Here is a 17,650-nt window from a genome sequence, read left to right on the forward strand (position 1 = left end):
GGAGTAGGCATGGGGTCACCGGGGCGCGGCCTCGTCCTCGTGGTCGAGGACGAGGCCGCGATCGCCGAGCTGGCGGCGCTGTACCTCAAGCGCGACGGCTTCGGGGTGCACGTCGAGGCGGACGGCGGACGGGCCCTCGACGCCGTCCAGCGGTTGAAGCCGGTCGCGATCGTGCTCGACATCGGACTGTCCGGAATGGACGGTATCGAGATCTGCAAGGCGTTGCGCGCGGCCGGGGACTGGACGCCGGTGCTGTTCGTCACCGCCCGCGACGACGAGCTGGACCGCCTGCTGGGCCTGGAGATCGGCGCGGACGACTACCTGACCAAGCCGTTCAGCCCGCGCGAGCTGGCCGCCCGGGTCCGGACGGTCCTGCGCCGCGCGTCGGGGGCGACGCCGGCCGCGGAGACGTTCACCGTCGGAGGGGCCCGGGTCGACGTGCTTTCCCGGCGAGCTTGGGCGGGTGACGCCGAAATCTCCCTGACGTCGACCGAGTTCGACCTCCTCACGCACCTGCTCCGGCACCCGGGGCAGGTGCTTTCGCGCGACCAGCTGCTCAGCGCGGTCTGGGGCTACGCCGCAGCGGCGGGCACGCGCACGGTCGACGTCCACGTGGCGCAGCTGCGGGCGAAGCTCGGGGCGTCGAGCCCGATCCGGACGGTGCGCGGCATCGGCTACGCGGCGGACCCGGCATGAGGGGCACGCTCGCCGGCCGGATCACCCTGGTGTGCCTGGCGGTCGCGGGGGTCGCGGTGATCGTCGCCGGGCTGGTCGCGGCGCGGCTGATCCGGACGACGGCGGACAACGTGCTGCAGTCGTCGCTGTCCGCGCAGGCCGACGTGGTTGCGACGCAGCTCGACGAAACCGGCATCGGCAACCGCCTGGGCGTCGGCAAGGTGGCCGACGTCGTGCGCGGCCAGGGCATCTCGGTGGTGGTCCGGCGCGCGGGCGGGCAGGCGCTCGGCGAAGCGGTCGCGGTGCAGGCCGCGGGCAAGCTCGGCCTCGGCGCCGACCACTCGGGGCGCGTCACGGTGGCGGGCTCGCAGTACCTGGTCGAGACGCGGGTGGTCGGCACGCGCGGGGCGGCGTTCGCGCTGGTCCTGCCCGCCCGCAACGCCGAAGCGACGCAGCGCGCGCTGGTGCGCACCATCGCGCTGGCCCTGGGCATCGGGCTGCTGGTGGCGGCCGCGGCCGGGTTCGTGTCGGGCCGGCTCCTGGGCCGGCCCCTGCGCCGGGCCGCACTCGCCGCGGGCTCACTGCGCGCGGGACGGCGGGACGTGCGGGTGCCCGTGCAGGGCCCGCGCGAGGTGGCGGAGGTCGCGGGATCGTTGAATTCCCTGGCCGACGCCCTGGCGGTGAGCGAGTCGCGGCAGCGGGAGTTCCTGCTGTCGGTGTCCCACGAGCTGCGGACCCCGCTGACGGCGGTGACGGGCTTCGCGGAGGCGATCGCGGACGGCGTGGCGTCCGGTGACGACGCCGTGCGCGCCGGCCAGACGATCCAGCGCGAGGCAGCCCGCCTCGAACGGCTCGTGACGGACCTGCTGGAGCTGGCGCGGCTGGGTGCCGACGAGTTCCGCCTCGACCTGGCCTCGGTGGACCTGGCCGCGCTGGTTCGTGATTGTGCGGAGGTGTGGCAGCTGCGCTGCGCCCGGGAAGACGTCCGGCTGTCGGTTTCGGCGCCTGCCTCTCCGGTGCCGGTGGTCGCGGACGCCCGGCGGCTGCGTCAGGTGGTCGACGGGCTGGCGGAGAACGCGCTGCGGGTGACGCCGGGCGGCGCCCCGATGGTGTTCGCTCTCGAGGTGACCGCCTCCGGCGCTTCCCTTTCGGTGCGCGACGGCGGGCCGGGACTGGCCCCGGAGGACTACCCGGTGGCGTTCGAGCGCGGCGTGCTGAACAAGCGCTACCGCGACCGGCGGCCGGTGGGATCGGGAATCGGCCTGGCACTGGTCCACGGCCTGGTGACGCGCATGGGCGGAACGCTGACCGCGGGCCCGGCCCCCGAAGGCGGCGCGGCGTTCACGATGACGTTCCCGTTGGCAGCCTCGACCGCCACGGTTCCCCTCCGGCTGGGCTGAAGGGGACGTTGGTCGCATCAGATGCGCTGAAGGGGACTTTCCTGGCATCTGATGCCAGGAAAGTCCCCTTCAGCTCACGCCACCATACGGACCGTTGGCCGGGGAAGCGCTGCAGCCGCCGCGTATGCGTCCTTGAGCTCTGCGATCACCATCTCGGGGTGGGTGCGCAGGCGCGAAGGCAACGTCGGCAGGACCAGGACTCCCGCGGCCGCGTACCGGGCGTTTCGGGCCAGAGTCCGCGCGAACCCATCCGCATCGGAGTGGAAGGCGAGCGAATCGATTTCCCACGCCAGTCCAGCCTGCTCGAACCAGGCATCCGGCTTGCCGACGTAGGCCCCAGAGCGCGTGAAAAGCGGCCTGTTCCACTTCGGCTCCGGCAGCCCGCTTCGCTTCCAGAGCCGGACCGCGTCGAGCTCAGCCACTGATTCCGCGCCGCCGGCCATCTCGGCGAGAACCAGACGCGGGACCGCACTACCGCGCCGGCTGCCGCTCGCGAGTTCCCTGGTGAGCTGCTCGTACGTCGTGAAAGAACGCTGCACGGCTTCGGTCAGAAGAGCGCGAACGGGCCGGAGTTCGGTCATCCGACGGCATGCGTCGAGCACCGAACGGGTCGGTTCGGCGACCGGCAGACCACGCCGGAAGAAAACTTTCGGCGTGCGGTGCGTACGTTCGATGTGTACATAGTCGTAGTTGTGCAGCCGCCGGCCATGCGGAACAAGCAAGTGGATGACGGAGCAGCCCTCCGGGACGTTCCGCAAGCCCACCGTTCGACAGGCTTCCGTACCGGTGAGGATCGCATCCGGTCCGCCGTACTGGAGAGCGGCCGCGATCTGCTGCCGACGCGTCGGCGGAGCATTGGACAGGAGGACGATGCCGGGCAGAAGCCGCGTCCACGGTCCTCCCGGCCCACATCTTCGATAAGCCGTCGTCGCGGGCACGCCCAGTTCCTCGAGCCGCCGGACGCGGATCACGCCTTCGAGACTGCTGTCCCTGAGTAGTTCGGGGTCTTCGCCCCAATGACCGACTTTCACACCATGATCGTCACCGCAGCCCGGCAACCACACCAGACCCGAACCGAACGCCTGTGGATAACCGGGGTGGTGTGGACAAAGCTGAAGGGGACGTTCGTCGCACCAGATCCGCTGAAGGGGACTTTCCTCTCATCAGATGCCAGGAACGTCCCCTTCAGCCCGGGTGACCAGCGGCAACGGCTAGGGTGATCACCGTGGAGATGCTGCACCTGCGCTACTTCGTCGCGGTCGCCGAGGAGCTGAACTTCTCCGCCGCCGCGCGGAAGCTGCACATGGCCGCGTCGCCGCTCAGCCAGCGGATCAAGGATCTCGAGCACGAGCTCGGGCAGCAGCTGTTCGACCGCAGCACCCACCACGTCACCCTCACCGAGGCCGGGACCGCGCTGCTGCCGCTCGCGCGGGACGTGCTCGAGCGGGTCGGCGCCATCCCGTGGAAGCTCGCCGAGGCGACCAAGCCGCAGCGGCGGACCGTTTTCCTCGGGATGCCCGCCGGCGTGCACCCCGATCTGCGGGAACGCGTCAACGCCCTCGCCGGGCGCGTCCGGGACGAATACGAGCTCAAACGCTGGCCCGGGACCACCGCCGATCTCGTGCAGGGGGTCCACGAGGGCAAGCTCGCCCTCGCGCTGGCGCGGCTGCCGGTCACCGATCCGGAGCTGGAGCAGCTGCCCGTGATGACCGAACGGCTCGGGGCCGTCGTGCCCGCCGAGCTGTTCGCCGGGCGGGACTCCGTCAGCCTGGCCGAGCTGGCCGACTTCCCCTACGTCGCCTCGCCGGGTGAAATCGTCCCCGCCTATTTCGAGCAGCTGGACCACCAATTGAGCGAACTCGGCGTCAAGAAACGCATCCGGTTGACCAACACCGGGTACAGCGGGACGTCCGAAATCATTTCCAGCGGCGAGGCGTTTTCCATTTCCATGCTCGACGACAAGTCGCCCATGCACGGCTACCGGCTCGACAACGTCATCGTGCTGCCCTTCAGCGACTTCCGGCCCCAGCTGGACACCGGCCTGCTCTGGCGGCGCGATCGCACCGACGGCGACCTGCGAAGGCTCGTCGAGGCCGCGAAAGCGATCTTCGCCGAACCCCTCACCAGCTGACAAATGGTATGACCGCTGCGGTCATACCATTGTTCGTATCATGATCATTCCCTTTCGGTGCCACCGCTATTAGCTTCGTGGGTAGAGCGAAACAGCAAGGCGCGAAAGGACGAACGATGAACAGCACCGGACCGCTGGACGGCGTGCGCGTGATCGACCTCTCGACCGTGGTCATGGGCCCGTACGCGGCCCAGATCCTGGGCGACCTGGGCGCCGACGTGATCAAGATCGAGTCCCCCGCGGACACGGTGCGGGTGGGCAGCTACCGGACCACGCCGGGCATGACCGCGCTGAACCTGAACGTGAACCGCAACAAGCGCAGCGTGGCCCTCAACCTCAAGGACGAGACCGAGCGCGAGCAGGCGCTCAAGCTGATCGACACCGCCGACGTGCTGATCACCAACATGCGCCCCGGCGCGCTGAGCCGGCTCGGCCTGAACTACGGCGACGTCGCCGAGCGCAACCCGCGGCTGGTCTACGCCCACGCGCAGGGCTTCCGCGGCGACTCCCCGCAGGCCGGCAACGCCGCCTACGACGAGACCGTGCAGGCCTCCTCCGGCCTGGTCGACGTGGCCAACCGCGCCCTGGGCCAGCCGGTCTACCTGCCAACGATCATCGGCGACAAGGTTTCGTCGCTGACCATCGCCTACAGCGTGCTCGCCGCGCTGGTCCACCGCGACAAGACCGGCGAGGGTCAGCAGATCGAGATCCCGATGACCGACACGCTGCTCGCGTTCAACCTGGTCGAACACCTCGCCGGGCACACCTACGAGCCGGCCGAAGGCCCCACCGGGTTCGGGCTGTCGATGACGAAGGGCCACGCCGCGGTCCACACCAAGGACGGCCTCGCCTGCGTCATCCCCTACAACCCGAAGAACTTCCGCGACTTCTTCGCCGCGGCCGGGCGCCCGGAGCTGGCCGGGGACCCGCGCGTGAACGGCGAAGCCATCGACCGCGTGGACAACGAGTGGCTGACCGAGCAGATCGCCGCCTGCGCCCCGGCGCTGACCACCGAGGAGTGGGCCGAGGTCTGCGCGAAGCACAGCATCCCGATGGCGCCGGTGCTCGAACTGGACCGCGCGCACGAGGACCCCTACGTCCGCGACGGCCACCTGCTCGACACCGTCGAGCACCCGAGCGAGGGCACCATCCGCACGGTCGGCATCCCGGTGAAGTTCTCCGCGACGCCCGGCTCGATCCGCCGCCTGGCCCCGCTGGCCGGCCAGGACACCGCCGAAGTCCTCGCCGAACTGGTCTGAACCACCGCACTTTCACGTGAAAGTGCGGCACTTGGGAAGTGAAGTCATGAGTGAAGTACGCACCGAACGGATCGGCGGCACCCTGCTGATCACGATCGACCGCCCGCAGGCTCGCAACGCGGTCGACGCCGCCGTCGCGGCCGGGCTGGCCGCCGCCCTCGACGAGCTGGAAGCCGATCCCACGCTCCGGGCGGGCGTCCTGACCGGCGCCGAAAACACCTTCAGCGCCGGGATGGACCTCAAGGCCGCGCTCAAGGGCGAGTCCCCGGAGATCCCGGGCCGCGGGTTCGGCGGCCTGACCGAAGCCGAGCTGGGCAAGCCCCTGATCGCCGCGGTCGAAGGGTTCGCCATGGGCGGCGGGTTCGAACTGGCGCTGGGCTGCGACCTGATCGTCGCCGCCGAAGACGCGAAGTTCGGCCTCCCCGAGGTGAAGCGTGGGCTGATCGCCGCGGGCGGTGGCGTGATCCGGCTGCCGAAGCGGATCCCGCACCACCTGGCGATGGAGTTCCTGCTCACCGGCGAGCCGGTCACCGGCCGCCGCGCCGGGGAGCTGGGCCTGGTCAACCGCGTGACGCCGAGCGGTGACGCCGCCGCCGTCGCGCTGCAGCTGGCCGAGAGGCTGGCGGAGAACGCGCCGCTCGCGCTCGCCGCCGTCAAGAAGATCGTGCGTGCCGCGGATCCCACCGCCGTGCAGCGCGAAGAAATCAAGAAGCTGATGCAGTCCGCCGACGTCCGCGAAGGCATGACCGCCTTCGCCGAGCGCCGCGCTCCGAAGTGGACAGGCGAATAGGATGAAGATCGACGAAGTCCGCCGGCACGTGACCACTCCCCTGACCGCCCCGGCGTTCGCGCCGGTGGTCCCGAGGTTCACGAACCGCGAGTACCTGAACATCGTCTACCGCACCGACGCCGACGCCCTGCGCGCGGTCGTCCCGGAGCCGCTGAAGGTCGAAGAACCCTTGGTGCGCTTCGAAGTCATGAAGATGGGCGACGTCTCCGGCTACGGCCCGTACACCGAGTCCGGCCAGGCGATCGAGGTCAGCTTCGACGGCGAGCGCGGCGAGTACCTGCACGCGATGTACCTCGACAACTTCCCCGCCACGGCGTCCGGCCGCGAGGTCAGCGCGTACCCGAAGACCGTCGGCAGCCCGGACCTCTATGTCGACAACGGTGTCCTCGTGGGCACTTTGGACTACGGGACGCTCCGGGTGGCCACCGCGACCATGGGCTACAAGCACCACGAGCTGGACACCCGCGAGGCCGAGCGGCAGATCACCGTCCCGACGTTCATGCTCAAGACGATCCCGGGCTACGACGGCGCGCCGCGCGTGCAGGAGCTGGTCCGCACCGAGATCACCGACGTCGTGGTCAAGGAGGCCTACACCGGCCCCGCGCGGCTGCAGCTGTTCCAGCACGTCCTGGCCCCGCTGGCCGACCTGCCGGTGCTGGAGGTCGTCGCCGCGAGCCACATCCGCACCGACCTGACGCTCGCCCCGGTCAAGCCGGTCTTCGACTACCTGGAAGGAGCGCGGTCATGAAGCACGCGGCAGTCATCGGTGCCGGCACCATCGGCCTGTCCTGGACGGCGCTGTTCGCCCACCACGGCCTGACCGTCCGGGTCACCGACCCCCGCCCGGACCTAGCCGAGGCCGTCACCGAGGCACTGAAGACGTTCGCGCCGCACCTGGGCACCACCGCCGCCGAGCTGGCGAGCCGCGTGAGCATCGCCGAGGACGTCACTGAATCAGTGAAAGAAGCGGATGTTGTGCAGGAGAACGGGCCCGAGAACGTCGAGTTCAAAAAGGACTTGTTCAAGCAGCTGGTCGAGGCGGCGCCGGAGCACGCGCTGCTGCTGAGCTCGTCGAGCGCCATCCCGTCGACGGCGTTCACCGAGGAGATCGACGGCAGCCGGGTCCTCATCGGACACCCGTTCAACCCGCCGCACCTGATCCCGCTGGTCGAGGTCGTCCCCGGCGAGCGCACCAGCGACGAGTCGGTCGAGCGGGCCGTCGAGTTCTACACCTCCCTCGGCCGCACGCCGGTCGTGGAGCGCAAGGAGATCCCCGGGTTCGTCGGCAACCGGCTGCAGAACGCGCTCAGCCGCGAGGCGATCTACCTCGTCGAGCAGGGTGTCGTGACGCCGGAAGAGCTCGACAGGGTCATCACGAACTCGCTCGGGATCCGCTGGGCCACGGTCGGGCCGTTCCTCGGTTCGCACCTCGGCGGCGGCCCCGGTGGCTACCGGCACATGGCCGAGCACATCGGCAAGTCCATGAAGAAGATGTGGGCCGGGCTGGGCACTCCCAGCCAGAGCCCGGAAGAGCAGGAACGGCTCATCGAAGCCGTCGAAACCGCTTACGGCTCCTCCACGTACTCGGACCTGGCCGAGACGCGCGACCGCAAGCAGCTCGCCGTTTTGCACGCAGTGGAGGAGAACTGACATGGAACCGCTCAAGGACAAGCTGACCGCCGACTTCTACGACTTCGAGGCGCTGCTCGCCGACGACGAGCGCAAGCTGCTCGTGAAGGCGCGCGAGTTCATGACGAACGACGTCAAGCCGCTGGTGAACGAGAACTGGGAAGCCGGCACCTTCCCGCAGGAACTCATCGGGATGTTCCGCGAAAGCGGTCTCGCCGGTCTGCCCTACGAGGGCTACGGCGAGCACAAGCCCGCCGTCAGCCACCTGCTCACCGGCATGATGGCGATGGAGATGAGCCGCACGGACGCGTCCGTGGCGACGTTCTTCGGTGTCCACAACGGACTCGCGATGTACTCCATCTACAGTGGCGGCAGCCAGGAGCAGCGCGACCGCTGGCTCCCCGAAATGGCCGCGATGGACAAGATCGGCGCGTTCGCGATGACCGAGCCGCTCGGCGGGTCCGATGTGGCCGGTGGCATGCGCACCACGGCGCAGCGGCAGGGTGACACCTGGATCCTCAACGGCGCCAAGAAGTGGATCGGCAACGCGACCTTCGCCGACTACGTCGTCGTGTGGGCCCGCGACCTGGCCGACAACCACGTCAAGGGTTTCGTCGTCGAGAAGGGCACGCCGGGCTTCGTGCCGGAGAAGATCCAGGGCAAGACGGCGTTCCGGATCGTCGAGAACGCCGAGATCACCCTGACCGACGTCCGCGTGCCGGAGGCGAACCGCCTGCAGGGCATCGACTCCTTCCGGGACGTCGCCGAGATCCTGCGCGCCACCCGCGGCGGGGTCGCCTGGCAGGCCCTCGGTGTGATGATCGGCGCGTACGAAGCCGCGCTGGCCTACTCGCAGGAGCGCACGCAGTTCGGCCGGCCGATCGCGCGGTTCCAGCTGGTGCAGGACCTGCTCGTGAAGAGCCTCGGCAACATCACCGCGTCGTGGGGCATGCTCGTGCAGCTCGCCCGCCTGCAGGACGCCGGGATCTTCAAGGACGAGCAGTCGTCGCTGGCCAAGGCGTTCGTCACCTCGCGGATGCGTGAGGTCGTCGCCTGGAGCCGGGAGATCTTCGGCGGCAACGGGATCGTGCTCGAATACGACGTCGCGCGGTTCTTCGCCGACGCCGAGGCGATCTACTCGTTCGAGGGCACGCGCGAGATGAACACCCTGATCGTCGGGAAGGCGATCACGGGACAGTCCGCGTTCGTGTGACGGGCTAGTTCACGCAGCCGGCGGCCGCACTGGTCGCCGGCTGCTTGCTGTCCGCCGTCCTGGTGGTGGTCGCCGCGACCGGCTTGACGCCGCCGGTCGTGTCGTCGCCCGAAGCCTGCACCGCGGGCGTGCTGATCGCCGTGCGCACGAACTGCTGGACCTGCGCGGGGTCGACCTTCACCGCGTCGCCGTCGGACGGCGTCTGCAGCGACAGGCTCTGCACCGGGATGGTGGCGAACGCGATCGCGCCCGACGTCATGCCCCGCAGCTGCTGCGCGAAGCTCAGGACGTCCCAGCCCTTGTCCAGCACCACCGCGCCCTGCACGGCGCTGACCAGCGAGTTCAGCTTCGACACGTCGGTGAACGTGCCCGCGTTGAGCACCTTCTTCGCCATCCCGGACAGGAACGCCTGCTGCCGCGCGATCCGGTCGAGGTCGCCGTTGGCCAGGCCGTGGCGCTGCCGGACGAACGCGAGCGCCTGCGCCCCGGACAGCGTCTGCGGCCCGGCCGCGAAGTCCGCGCCCGAGTAGCTGTCGTGCACCGGCGCCTTGAGGCAGACCTCGACGCCGCCGACCGCCTGCGAAAGCGCGTCGAACCCGGCGAGGTTGATGGCCGCGTAGTGGTTGATCGTCAGCCCGGTGAACTTCTCCACGGTCTGGATCGCCGTCTTCGCGCCCGCCGCGTTCGCCGCGACCTCCAGCTGCGCGCCGCTCAGCCCCTCGGCGCGCAAACCGGACATCGAAGCGTTCTTGCCGCGGCTGTACGCGGAGTTGATCTTGTGCTTGCCGTACCCGCCCGCGATGTCCACATAGGAGTCGCGCGGGATGGAGATCGCGGTGGCCGCGGCGCCGCCCGCCGGGATGTGCACGACGATCATCGTGTCGGTGGTGTCCCCGCCGTCGTCCCCGCTCCCGGCGTGCAGGGCGTCGAGCACGTTCTGCGGCAACGGGTTGCCGTACGCGTCGGTGCGCGCGTCGATCCCGACGAGCAGGATGTTCTGGGCCACTTCGAGCGGTTCGCCGGGAACGACGTCTTCCTCGTCGATCTGCGCCGAGGGCGGGATGACGTCCGCGGTGACGATGCCCGCGTCCAGCTTGCTCAGCTGCGTCCACGCGTACCCGGTGGCGGCGAGCACCAGCGTCGACACGACGCCGATGGCCACGCGCCCGCCGATGCGGCGCCCCCGGGACGACAGCAGCACGACACTTCCCCTTGCTTCCCTCTGGTGGATCCCCTCCTCCGAGGATCACCGGGTTAGCTGGGAATCACCTGAGAAAATTGTAGGAAGGTCGTGACGCTGCCCGATCGGCCGAGCCGGTTCGAGCCGATCGGCCGGTTTTCGCGACGGACCGTGCCGGAGCGCGCACGGGAAGGTGCTGTGGCACTGGCCACAGCGGCCACCGCGATCGCGTCAGCGCGGCATCCGGCGCCAGATCGCGCGCGGCAGGAGACGCATCGCGAAGAACACCGGGCGGAGCACTCCCGGCACCCAGACGACCCCACGACCCCGGCGCAACGCGGCCGCCGTCGCCTCGGCCACCTGGTCCGGGGTGCTCGAGAACGGCGCCGGTGCCATGCCGTCGGTCATCCGGCCGATCACGAAGCCCGGGCGGACCAGCAGCAGGTGGACGCCCGAGCCGTGCAGCGCGTCCGCGAGTCCGCTCGCGAAGCCGTCGAGACCGGCCTTGGCCGAGCCGTAGACGTAGTTCGCGCGGCGCACGCGGATCCCGGCCACCGACGAGAACACCACCAGGTTGCCGTGGCCCTGGGCGCGCAGCAGGTTCGCGGCGTGGGTCAGCACGCCGACCTGGGCGACGTAGTCGGTGTGCACGACCGCCGCGGCGTGGGCCGCGTCGGTCTCCGCGCGGGCCTGGTCGCCGAGGATGCCGAAGGCGAGCACCACCGTCTCCAGGGGACCGTGCTCGGCTGCCACCTTCTCCAGGAACGGGCCGTGGGCGGCGAGGTCGTCGGCGTCGAAGTCCGCGGTCTCGACGCTCTTCGCGCCGGCCTCCCGCAGCGCGGCGACCTCCGCGGTCAGGTCCGCGCCCGGCCGCGCGGCCAGCACGAACCGCCGGGTGTCCCCGCTGACCAGGCGTTTCGCCAGGGCCAGCCCGATTTCACTGCGTCCGCCGAGCACCAGCACCGTTCCGCTCACGGCAGCAGTGTCGCAGCCCGGGTGCGCTAGCGTGCCCGGGTGGGTCGCACTCCGGACTTCGAGACGCTCGTCGAACGGCACCGCCGGGAGATCCAGGTGCACTGCTACCGGATGCTCGGCTCGCTGAGCGACGCCGAAGACCTGGCGCAGGAGACGTTCCTGCGGGCGTGGAAGGCCCGCGACGGCTTCGAAGGCCGGGCGAGCGTGCGCACCTGGCTGTACCGGATCGCGACGAACGCGTGCCTCGACGTGCTCGCCCGCCGCCCCCGGCGGGTGCTGCCCGACCAGCTCGGGCCGGCCGGGGAGCCGGACGGCCCGATCGCGGCCGCCGACCTGCCGTGGCTCGAGCCGTACCCGGACCGGCTGCTCGACGGGGCCGCGCCGGACGACGCCGTGGTCGACCGGGAGACCATCGAGCTCGCCTACCTCGCCGCCCTCCAGCACCTGCCGCCCCGGCAGCGGGCCGCGCTCGTCCTGCGCGACGTGCTCGGCTGGCCGGCGAAGGAGACGGCGGCGGCGCTGGAGACGAGCGTGGCTTCGGCGAACAGCGCGCTCCAGCGGGCGCGGACGACGCTGCGTGAACGCCTGCCCGCGCGCCGTGCCGAGTGGCCGGCCGGCGACCCGACAGCCGAGGAAGCGGCGCTGCTCAAGCGGTTCATCGCCGCGTACGAGAACGGCGACCCCGGCGCGGTCGCGCGGCTGCTGCGCGAGGACGCCCAGGCGATCATGCCGCCCTACACGCTGTGGTTCGCCAGTCGCGCCTCGATCGTCCGGGCGCTGTCGCTCTCGATGGACCCGGCGTCGCCGCACTGCGTCGGGCGGTTCCGGATGCGGCCGGTCCGCGCCAACCGCCAGCCCGCCGTGGCCACCTACCTGCGGCGGCCGGACGAGGACGGCTTCCGGTGGTTCGGCGTCAGCCTGCTGACGGTCGAAGCCGGGCTGATCACGGCGATGGCCGCGTTCGAGTCGGTGCCGGCCGCCGCCTGGGGACTGCCCGAAGCGTGGCCAGGTGAGCACGATGGGCCCGGGTCGCGCTGACGACAATGGCGCTGTGAAGTGAATTGAGCACCCTACGTGGACGTGAAAATGCCCGGGCGGGTGATTCGCACAGGAATCACCCACCCGGGCACGCACACTCCCGGATCCGATTTTCTTCCGGATTCGGTGTTATTGCTCGAGGCCGCCGGGAAGAGGTCACCGGGCGGCGGTCAGGCCACTCGGTGCCGCTGCGGCGCGGTGCGCGCCAGCCGGCGTCGGTCCTCGGCGGTGGTCCCGCCGAAAACACCGTGGTCGAGCCCGTTGTCGAGCGCGTAGCCCAGGCATTCGGCGCGCACCGGGCAGCGTGCGCACACGGCCTTGGCCTGCGCTGTCTGCCGGGCGCCGGGGCCTACCGCGGAGATCGGGAAGAACAGTTCCGGGTCCTCGTCCTTGCAGGCCGCGAGTTCCGCCCAGCCCGTCATCGTGGCTTCCATTTCCTTCGTTCACCTCCCTCGGTTCTTCTGTTTCCCATTGTCATCGCGCGTCAACCGACTTGACCGCCGCGGGCGCGCGAGCGAACCCGCGTCGGTCAAGGGGGTTTTGGCTTCGGTCCCCGGCTCACCCTCCGGGCAACCAAGACTGCAACACATGAGAGTACGCCCTTCTTCCCGGGATCTCGATGTCGATCACGTCACCCGATCGGCGCGGTCACGCCCCGGCGCGTCCCTTGCGACGGTCGCCCGAACGTGCTCCACCGACCGGCCCCGGCCGGTGGCCGCCGATGAGCTTTCCGCTGTCCGGCAAGGCTTTCCCGCGCGGGCGCGGCCGAAACCGCGACCGCCCGAGCCGATCTTCCCGCCGGCGGCGCCCACCGGGGGGACCCGGCCCGCGACACCCCGCCGGCGTCCGGAATCCGCCGTTCGCGGCTTCGCGCCCGCACCGGCCCGCCACCGGACCTCGTCTCAGTGATCATCGGGCTCGGGTACCCGACCTGTCCGCGGTCATTCGTCACATCGCGTCACCAAGGAGAAGCGTCCCATTACTCCTACCGGGCAGTCTTGATCTAATCGTTACACGTAGCGGTCACCTCGCCGCACCTGTCCTTGTGGAGGCGAGGGGTGGTGAGGGGTCGGTGGGCGGTCACGACGATTTCGACGCGTTCTTCCGCGCCGACTTCGCGCCGCTGGTGGCGTTCCTCTGCAAGGCCGGGTTCGAGGTCGAGACCGCGCGGGACGCGGCCGCGGAGGCGATGGTCCACGCGCTGGAGGCGTGGCACACCCTCGAGGACCCGCGGGCGTGGGTCCGCCGGGTCGCCGGGCGGCTGCTCGACGGCACGGGCGACGCGCGGGCGGACTGGACGCTGGCGGGTGATCCGCGGGCCGACCACGAGCTCGCCGTGCTGGTCGACCAGCACGCCGGGCTCATCGACCTGCTCGCGTCCCTGCCCGGCCGGCAGCGGATGGTCCTGGCGTGGTCCCTCGACGGGTTCACCCCGGCGCAGATCGCGGACGCGCTGCGGATCGCACCCGCGACCGTCCGCTCCACCCTCCGCCACGTGCGGGAACGCCTTCGGCGACTCCGGGCCGTTCGGCCCGGTGACCAGCGGGACAGGGAAAGGTGAGCACCATGCCGGCAACCGAGTACGGGGACCGGGCGATCACCGAGCTGCTGCGGGAGTCCAACACCGCGCTGCACGACTCGCTGCGGGCCGGCCTCGACGTGGAGGGAACCCTGCTGCGGGTGCGCAGCAGGGTGCTGGTCCGGGAGATCGCCGCGGCGCAGCCCGCCGACGCCTTCCCCGCGCACTGGCGCCGGCACGACGAGCCGGTCGCGGACGCCATCGCCGGTGACGACGCCGCGACCGCCCGGCTGCTCGCCACCATCCGCCCGCTGGTCGTGCGCTACTGCCGGGCCCGCGTCGGCCGCCACGAGCGTTCGTTCGCTTCGGCCGACGACGTCGCGCAGGAGGTGTGCCTCGCCGTGCTCACCGCGCTGCCGGCCTACCGCGACCAGGGCCGGCCGTTCCTCGCGTTCGTCTACGGCATCGCCCAGCACAAGGTCGCGGACGCCCACCGCGCCGCGGCCCGCAACCGCACCGACCCGGTGCCCGAGATCCCGGACGGCGTCAGCGAAGCCGCCGGCCCCGAGCAGCACGCGCTGCGGTTCGAGCTGAACGAGCGGCTGGCCCGGCTGCTGGACGTGCTCCCGGCGAAGCAGCGCGAAATCGTCGTGCTGCGGATCGTGGTCGGGCTGTCGGCGGAGGAGACGGCAGCCGCGGTCGGCTCCACCCCCGGCGCCGTCCGCGTCGCCCAGCACCGCGCGCTCGGCCGGCTCCGAAGACTCCTGGGCGACGACGACTGACTCAGCGCCGCACCCGCTCCAGGACGAACTCCGCCAGCGCCGCGGCCGGCCCGGCCATCGACTCCCGCGCCAGCAGCATGAACTCGATGTCGCCGGGTTCGGGCAGGCCGTCGAGCTCGACCAGGTCGGCCGGGACGAGGCTGCGCGCGTGCAGGGTGACGCCGAGGCCGGCCGCCGCCGCGGCGCGCAGGCCGGTCAGGCTCGACGTCTGGCACGCCGCGCGCCACTCGAGACCCGCGCGTTCGAGGCACTCGACCGCCAGCTGCCGCGTGATGGACGGCATCGGGTACTGCACCAGCGGCACCGGCTGACCGGGCTCCAGCACCGTGGCCGCCGAGCCGATCCAGACCAGCGGCTCCCGCCAGAGCAGCCGCCCGTGGTGCGCGCCCGGACGGCGCTTGCCCAGCACCAGGTCCAGCTGCCCGGCGCGCAGCCGCTGCGCCAGGACGTCCGAGAGCTCGACCGTCAGCTCGACGTCCACCAGCGGGTGGCTGCGCCGCAGCCGGTGCAGGATCTCCGGCAGCTCGCCGAGCGCGAAGTCCTCGGACACCCCGAACCGGACGCGGCCGCGCAGTTCGGCGCCGCGGAAGTGCCGCTCCGCGCGCTCTTCGGTGTCGACGACCGTCTGCGCGAACCCCAGCATCGCCTGCCCGCGCGCGGTGAGCTCGACGGTGTGGGTGTCGCGGGCGAACAGCAGGCCGCCGGAATCGCGTTCGAGCCGCCGGACGTGCTGGCTGACGGTCGGCTGGCCGACGCCCAGCCGTCGCGCGGCCGCGGTGAAGCTGCGCGTCTCGGCGACGGCGAGGAACGAACGGCACAGGCGGGGGTCCAGCACGCGGCCACTTTATCGCGATTCACGATGACAGTCAGTCCGGTCATCGGGGTTCACAATGAACGCGACGCCGCCGACAATGGCTGTGGAAGGAGATCCATGTCCCGGTTGCGTCTCGACCCGTTCGTCCTCGCCATCCTCGCCACCGTCGGCGTCGCCACCCTGCTGCCCGCTTCGGGCGCGGTGGCCGGTGGCTTCGGCACCGCCACCACGGTCGCCGTCGGCCTGCTGTTCTTCCTGTACGGCGCCCGGCTGTCCACGCAGGAAGCCCTCGACGGCCTGCGGCACTGGCGGCTCCACGCGGTCGTGCTCGGCGCGACGTTCGTGCTGTTCCCGCTGCTCGGCCTGGCCCTGTTCGCGCTGCCGTCGTCGGTGCTGCCCGCGCAGCTGGCCGCCGGGGTGCTGTTCCTCGCCGTGCTGCCCTCGACCGTGCAGTCGTCGATCGCGTTCACCTCGATCGCCCGCGGCAACGTCGCGGCGGCGATCTGCAGCGCGTCGCTGTCCAACCTGGCCGGGATCGTGCTCACCCCGCTGCTGGTGGCGCTGCTGCTCGCGGGCGACGGCGCCGGCGTCGACGGGTCGGCCGTGCTGGGGATCGTGCTGCAGCTGCTCGCGCCGTTCGTGGCGGGCCAGCTGGCGCGGCGCTGGATCGGCGGCTGGATCTCGGCGCACGCGGCGCCGCTCAAGCTGGTCGACCGCGGCTCGATCCTGCTGGTGGTCTACACGGCGTTCAGCGCGGGCATGACCGAAGGCATCTGGCACCGGCTCGACCTGGGCCACCTGCTGGTGCTCGGCGCCGTGTGCTGCGCGCTGCTGGCGGTCGTGCTGGCCGCGACCGGCTGGGGCGCCCGCCTGCTGGGCTTCGCCCGCGCCGACCGGATCACCATCGTGTTCTGCGGGTCGAAGAAGAGCCTGGCGAGCGGCCTGCCGATGGCGACGGTGCTGTTCGGGCACGCGCAGGTGGGGCTGATCGTGCTGCCGCTGATGCTGTTCCACCAGATCCAGCTGATCGTCTGCGCGACACTGGCCCGGCGCTACGCCGCTTCGGAAGAGCGGGAACTCGTGCCCGCCTGACCGATGAGTTCCCGCGGCCGCACTCGTCGGTACCTGGTGTCACCCCTCCAGGAAAGGCGGCCCCGTGGCCAAGGTCCTCTACCACATCACGATGTCCCTCGACGGCTTCGTCGCCGGCCCCGCCGACGACATGTCCTGGCTGGGCGGCTTGTCCACCGGCCCGAACCCGGTCGTCGAGCGGCTGCTGGGCGAGATCGGCGCGGTCGTCATGGGGCACAACACGTACGCTCCGGCGACGAGCGCGGAGGGCGAGGTCTACGGCGGCCGCGTCCGGGTCCCGATCTTCGTGGTCACCCGCGACGACCCGGCGTCGGCCGAGCCGGGGTTCACGTTCGAGCCGGACTTGCGGACAGCGGTCGCGTCGGCGTCCACCGCGGCGGGGGACGGTTACGTCGCGGTACTGGGCCCGACGACGGCCCGCCGTTGCCTGGAGGCGGGCCTGCTCGACGAGGTCCTGGTCCACGTGGCCCCGATCCTCCTCGGCGACGGCGTCCGGCTCTTCGACCACCCGGGTGGGACGCAGATCCGGCTGGAGCCGGTGGAGCTGACGACGGCCGGGGGTTTCGGGACGTTCCGATACCGGGTTGAGTCCGCTGTGGACAGTCGGGCGTAACGGCGGCGGGCGGCGGAGCGATCCCGGTGGCGTCGTTCCCAGGGGAGGATCCACCATGGCACTTCAGGTTCGAACCGCATTGGCCGCGCTGGGCGGCGCCGTCGTCGTCACCGCGGGGGCGGTCGCGTTCTCGGGCGCGTCCGCCGCCGTCGGCCCGGCACCGGCCCCGATCGTCCAGGCGGCGCAGGCCACCTGCGTGACCGACGGCAGCGGGTTCTGCACGGTCACCCACGGCCTCGGCGCGGTGCCGGAGGCGGTCGTGGTCTCGGCGAACACGCCGGGGCCGTTCAACGCGTTCATGCTCAACACGGTGCAGGGCTCGTTCACGGCGACCACGTTCCAGGTACGGGCGATGTTCACGCAGACCGCGCCGAAGACGTTCGGCCAGATCTGGTTCACCTACGCGGCTTACGGCGCCGCGGCGGCCCCGCCGACCACGACTCCCAAGCCGCCGACGACCACGCCTCCGCCCACCACGACCGTGCCGACCACGCCGACCACGCCACCGCCGACCACCACCCCCGCCGGCACCTGAGCGGA

At 71.2% G+C, this 17,650-nt stretch carries 19 protein-coding genes; 14 read left to right on the forward strand and 5 right to left on the reverse strand.

Annotated elements, in window-relative coordinates:
* Window positions 1–9 precede the first annotated feature (9 nt).
* On the forward strand, window positions 10–696 hold the full coding sequence (locus tag AB5J73_RS45335; protein WP_370965867.1) for a response regulator: 687 nt from the start codon (window positions 10–12) through the stop codon (window positions 694–696).
* Entirely contained in the window at window positions 693–2,075 is a 1,383-nt protein-coding gene (locus AB5J73_RS45340) for an ATP-binding protein (RefSeq protein WP_370965869.1), read from the forward strand. The genes AB5J73_RS45335 and AB5J73_RS45340 overlap by 4 nt, the downstream gene beginning before the upstream one ends.
* Before the next feature lie 74 nt (window positions 2,076–2,149).
* Here the strand turns inward: AB5J73_RS45340 and AB5J73_RS45345 are convergent, their stop codons facing one another.
* Window positions 2,150–3,106: a hypothetical protein gene (locus AB5J73_RS45345; RefSeq protein WP_370965871.1), complete on the reverse strand. Its 957-nt coding sequence runs from the start codon at window positions 3,104–3,106 to the stop codon at window positions 2,150–2,152.
* 194 nt (window positions 3,107–3,300) lie between these two features.
* On the opposite strand from AB5J73_RS45345, the gene AB5J73_RS45350 reads away from it, so the two are divergent.
* From AB5J73_RS45350 to AB5J73_RS45375, 6 genes are all read left to right on the forward strand, one after another.
* Window positions 3,301–4,206, forward strand: coding sequence for a LysR family transcriptional regulator (locus AB5J73_RS45350; protein WP_370965873.1), 906 nt, complete (start codon window positions 3,301–3,303; stop codon window positions 4,204–4,206).
* 116 nt (window positions 4,207–4,322) lie between these two features.
* Window positions 4,323–5,465, forward strand: a complete 1,143-nt coding sequence (locus AB5J73_RS45355; RefSeq protein WP_370965874.1) for a CaiB/BaiF CoA transferase family protein — start codon at window positions 4,323–4,325, stop codon at window positions 5,463–5,465.
* Window positions 5,466–5,511: 46 nt separating this feature from the next.
* Entirely contained in the window at window positions 5,512–6,255 is a 744-nt protein-coding gene (locus AB5J73_RS45360) for a crotonase/enoyl-CoA hydratase family protein (protein WP_370965876.1), read from the forward strand.
* A 1-nt stretch (window position 6,256) separates the two neighbouring features.
* Window positions 6,257–7,003 carry an acetoacetate decarboxylase gene (locus tag AB5J73_RS45365; protein WP_370965878.1) on the forward strand — a complete coding sequence of 249 codons (747 nt, stop codon included), beginning with the start codon at window positions 6,257–6,259 and terminating at the stop codon, window positions 7,001–7,003.
* Window positions 7,000–7,905 carry a 3-hydroxyacyl-CoA dehydrogenase NAD-binding domain-containing protein gene (locus AB5J73_RS45370; protein WP_370965880.1) on the forward strand — a complete coding sequence of 302 codons (906 nt, stop codon included), beginning with the start codon at window positions 7,000–7,002 and terminating at the stop codon, window positions 7,903–7,905. The genes AB5J73_RS45365 and AB5J73_RS45370 overlap by 4 nt, the downstream gene beginning before the upstream one ends.
* A 1-nt stretch (window position 7,906) precedes the next feature.
* Window positions 7,907–9,097: an acyl-CoA dehydrogenase family protein gene (locus AB5J73_RS45375; protein WP_370965882.1), complete on the forward strand. Its 1,191-nt coding sequence runs from the start codon at window positions 7,907–7,909 to the stop codon at window positions 9,095–9,097.
* Between the two features lie 4 nt (window positions 9,098–9,101).
* Here the strand turns inward: AB5J73_RS45375 and AB5J73_RS45380 are convergent, their stop codons facing one another.
* Entirely contained in the window at window positions 9,102–10,298 is a 1,197-nt protein-coding gene (locus AB5J73_RS45380) for an LCP family protein (RefSeq protein ID WP_370965884.1), read from the reverse strand.
* A 210-nt stretch (window positions 10,299–10,508) separates the two neighbouring features.
* Entirely contained in the window at window positions 10,509–11,252 is a 744-nt protein-coding gene (locus AB5J73_RS45385) for an SDR family NAD(P)-dependent oxidoreductase (RefSeq protein ID WP_370965886.1), read from the reverse strand.
* Window positions 11,253–11,291: 39 nt separating this feature from the next.
* On the opposite strand from AB5J73_RS45385, the gene AB5J73_RS45390 reads away from it, so the two are divergent.
* Window positions 11,292–12,290, forward strand: coding sequence for an RNA polymerase subunit sigma-70 (locus AB5J73_RS45390; protein ID WP_370965888.1), 999 nt, complete (start codon window positions 11,292–11,294; stop codon window positions 12,288–12,290).
* Between the two features lie 170 nt (window positions 12,291–12,460).
* Here AB5J73_RS45390 and AB5J73_RS45395 read toward each other — a convergent pair whose 3' ends face one another.
* Complete coding sequence (locus AB5J73_RS45395; protein ID WP_370965890.1) at window positions 12,461–12,724, reverse strand: WhiB family transcriptional regulator; 264 nt, start codon at window positions 12,722–12,724, stop codon at window positions 12,461–12,463.
* A gap of 638 nt (window positions 12,725–13,362) precedes the next feature.
* On the opposite strand from AB5J73_RS45395, the gene AB5J73_RS45400 reads away from it, so the two are divergent.
* Both AB5J73_RS45400 and shbA read left to right on the forward strand, forming a co-directional pair.
* Window positions 13,363–13,851, forward strand: coding sequence for an RNA polymerase sigma factor (locus AB5J73_RS45400; protein WP_370965892.1), 489 nt, complete (start codon window positions 13,363–13,365; stop codon window positions 13,849–13,851).
* A gap of 146 nt (window positions 13,852–13,997) precedes the next feature.
* On the forward strand, window positions 13,998–14,591 hold the full coding sequence (shbA, locus tag AB5J73_RS45405) for an RNA polymerase sigma factor ShbA (RefSeq protein WP_370973533.1): 594 nt from the start codon (window positions 13,998–14,000) through the stop codon (window positions 14,589–14,591).
* Window position 14,592: 1 nt separating this feature from the next.
* Here shbA and AB5J73_RS45410 read toward each other — a convergent pair whose 3' ends face one another.
* On the reverse strand, window positions 14,593–15,426 hold the full coding sequence (locus AB5J73_RS45410; protein WP_370965894.1) for a LysR family transcriptional regulator: 834 nt from the start codon (window positions 15,424–15,426) through the stop codon (window positions 14,593–14,595).
* A 96-nt stretch (window positions 15,427–15,522) separates the two neighbouring features.
* Between AB5J73_RS45410 and AB5J73_RS45415 the strand changes: the two genes are divergently transcribed.
* The 3 genes from AB5J73_RS45415 to AB5J73_RS45425 all read left to right on the forward strand — a co-directional run bounded on the left by AB5J73_RS45415 (window position 15,523) and on the right by AB5J73_RS45425 (window position 17,645).
* Window positions 15,523–16,497 (forward strand): bile acid:sodium symporter family protein, encoded by a 975-nt coding sequence (locus AB5J73_RS45415; protein WP_370965896.1) that lies wholly within the window; start codon window positions 15,523–15,525, stop codon window positions 16,495–16,497.
* Between the two features lie 64 nt (window positions 16,498–16,561).
* Window positions 16,562–17,110: a dihydrofolate reductase family protein gene (locus AB5J73_RS45420; RefSeq protein ID WP_370965898.1), complete on the forward strand. Its 549-nt coding sequence runs from the start codon at window positions 16,562–16,564 to the stop codon at window positions 17,108–17,110.
* Window positions 17,111–17,165: 55 nt separating this feature from the next.
* Window positions 17,166–17,645, forward strand: coding sequence for a hypothetical protein (locus AB5J73_RS45425; protein WP_370965900.1), 480 nt, complete (start codon window positions 17,166–17,168; stop codon window positions 17,643–17,645).
* The last annotated feature ends 5 nt before the right edge of the window (window positions 17,646–17,650 follow it).

Source organism: Amycolatopsis sp. cg9, assembly GCF_041346945.1.
Lineage (GTDB): Bacteria > Actinomycetota > Actinomycetes > Mycobacteriales > Pseudonocardiaceae > Amycolatopsis.

What these genes read in the sequence shown, in the direction of transcription:
- AB5J73_RS45365 (WP_370965878.1), top strand. Translation starts at nt 6,257, where the DNA reads ATGAAGATCGACGAAGTCCGCCGGCACGTGACCACTCCCCTGACCGCC.
- AB5J73_RS45415 (WP_370965896.1), top strand. Translation starts at nt 15,523, where the DNA reads ATGTCCCGGTTGCGTCTCGACCCGTTCGTCCTCGCCATCCTCGCCACC.
- AB5J73_RS45370 (WP_370965880.1), top strand. Translation starts at nt 7,000, where the DNA reads ATGAAGCACGCGGCAGTCATCGGTGCCGGCACCATCGGCCTGTCCTGG.
- AB5J73_RS45335 (WP_370965867.1), top strand. Translation starts at nt 10, where the DNA reads ATGGGGTCACCGGGGCGCGGCCTCGTCCTCGTGGTCGAGGACGAGGCC.
- AB5J73_RS45395 (WP_370965890.1), bottom strand. Translation starts at nt 12,724, where the DNA reads ATGGAAGCCACGATGACGGGCTGGGCGGAACTCGCGGCCTGCAAGGAC.
- AB5J73_RS45360 (WP_370965876.1), top strand. Translation starts at nt 5,512, where the DNA reads ATGAGTGAAGTACGCACCGAACGGATCGGCGGCACCCTGCTGATCACG.
- AB5J73_RS45425 (WP_370965900.1), top strand. Translation starts at nt 17,166, where the DNA reads ATGGCACTTCAGGTTCGAACCGCATTGGCCGCGCTGGGCGGCGCCGTC.
- AB5J73_RS45355 (WP_370965874.1), top strand. Translation starts at nt 4,323, where the DNA reads ATGAACAGCACCGGACCGCTGGACGGCGTGCGCGTGATCGACCTCTCG.
- AB5J73_RS45375 (WP_370965882.1), top strand. Translation starts at nt 7,907, where the DNA reads ATGGAACCGCTCAAGGACAAGCTGACCGCCGACTTCTACGACTTCGAG.
- AB5J73_RS45340 (WP_370965869.1), top strand. Translation starts at nt 693, where the DNA reads ATGAGGGGCACGCTCGCCGGCCGGATCACCCTGGTGTGCCTGGCGGTC.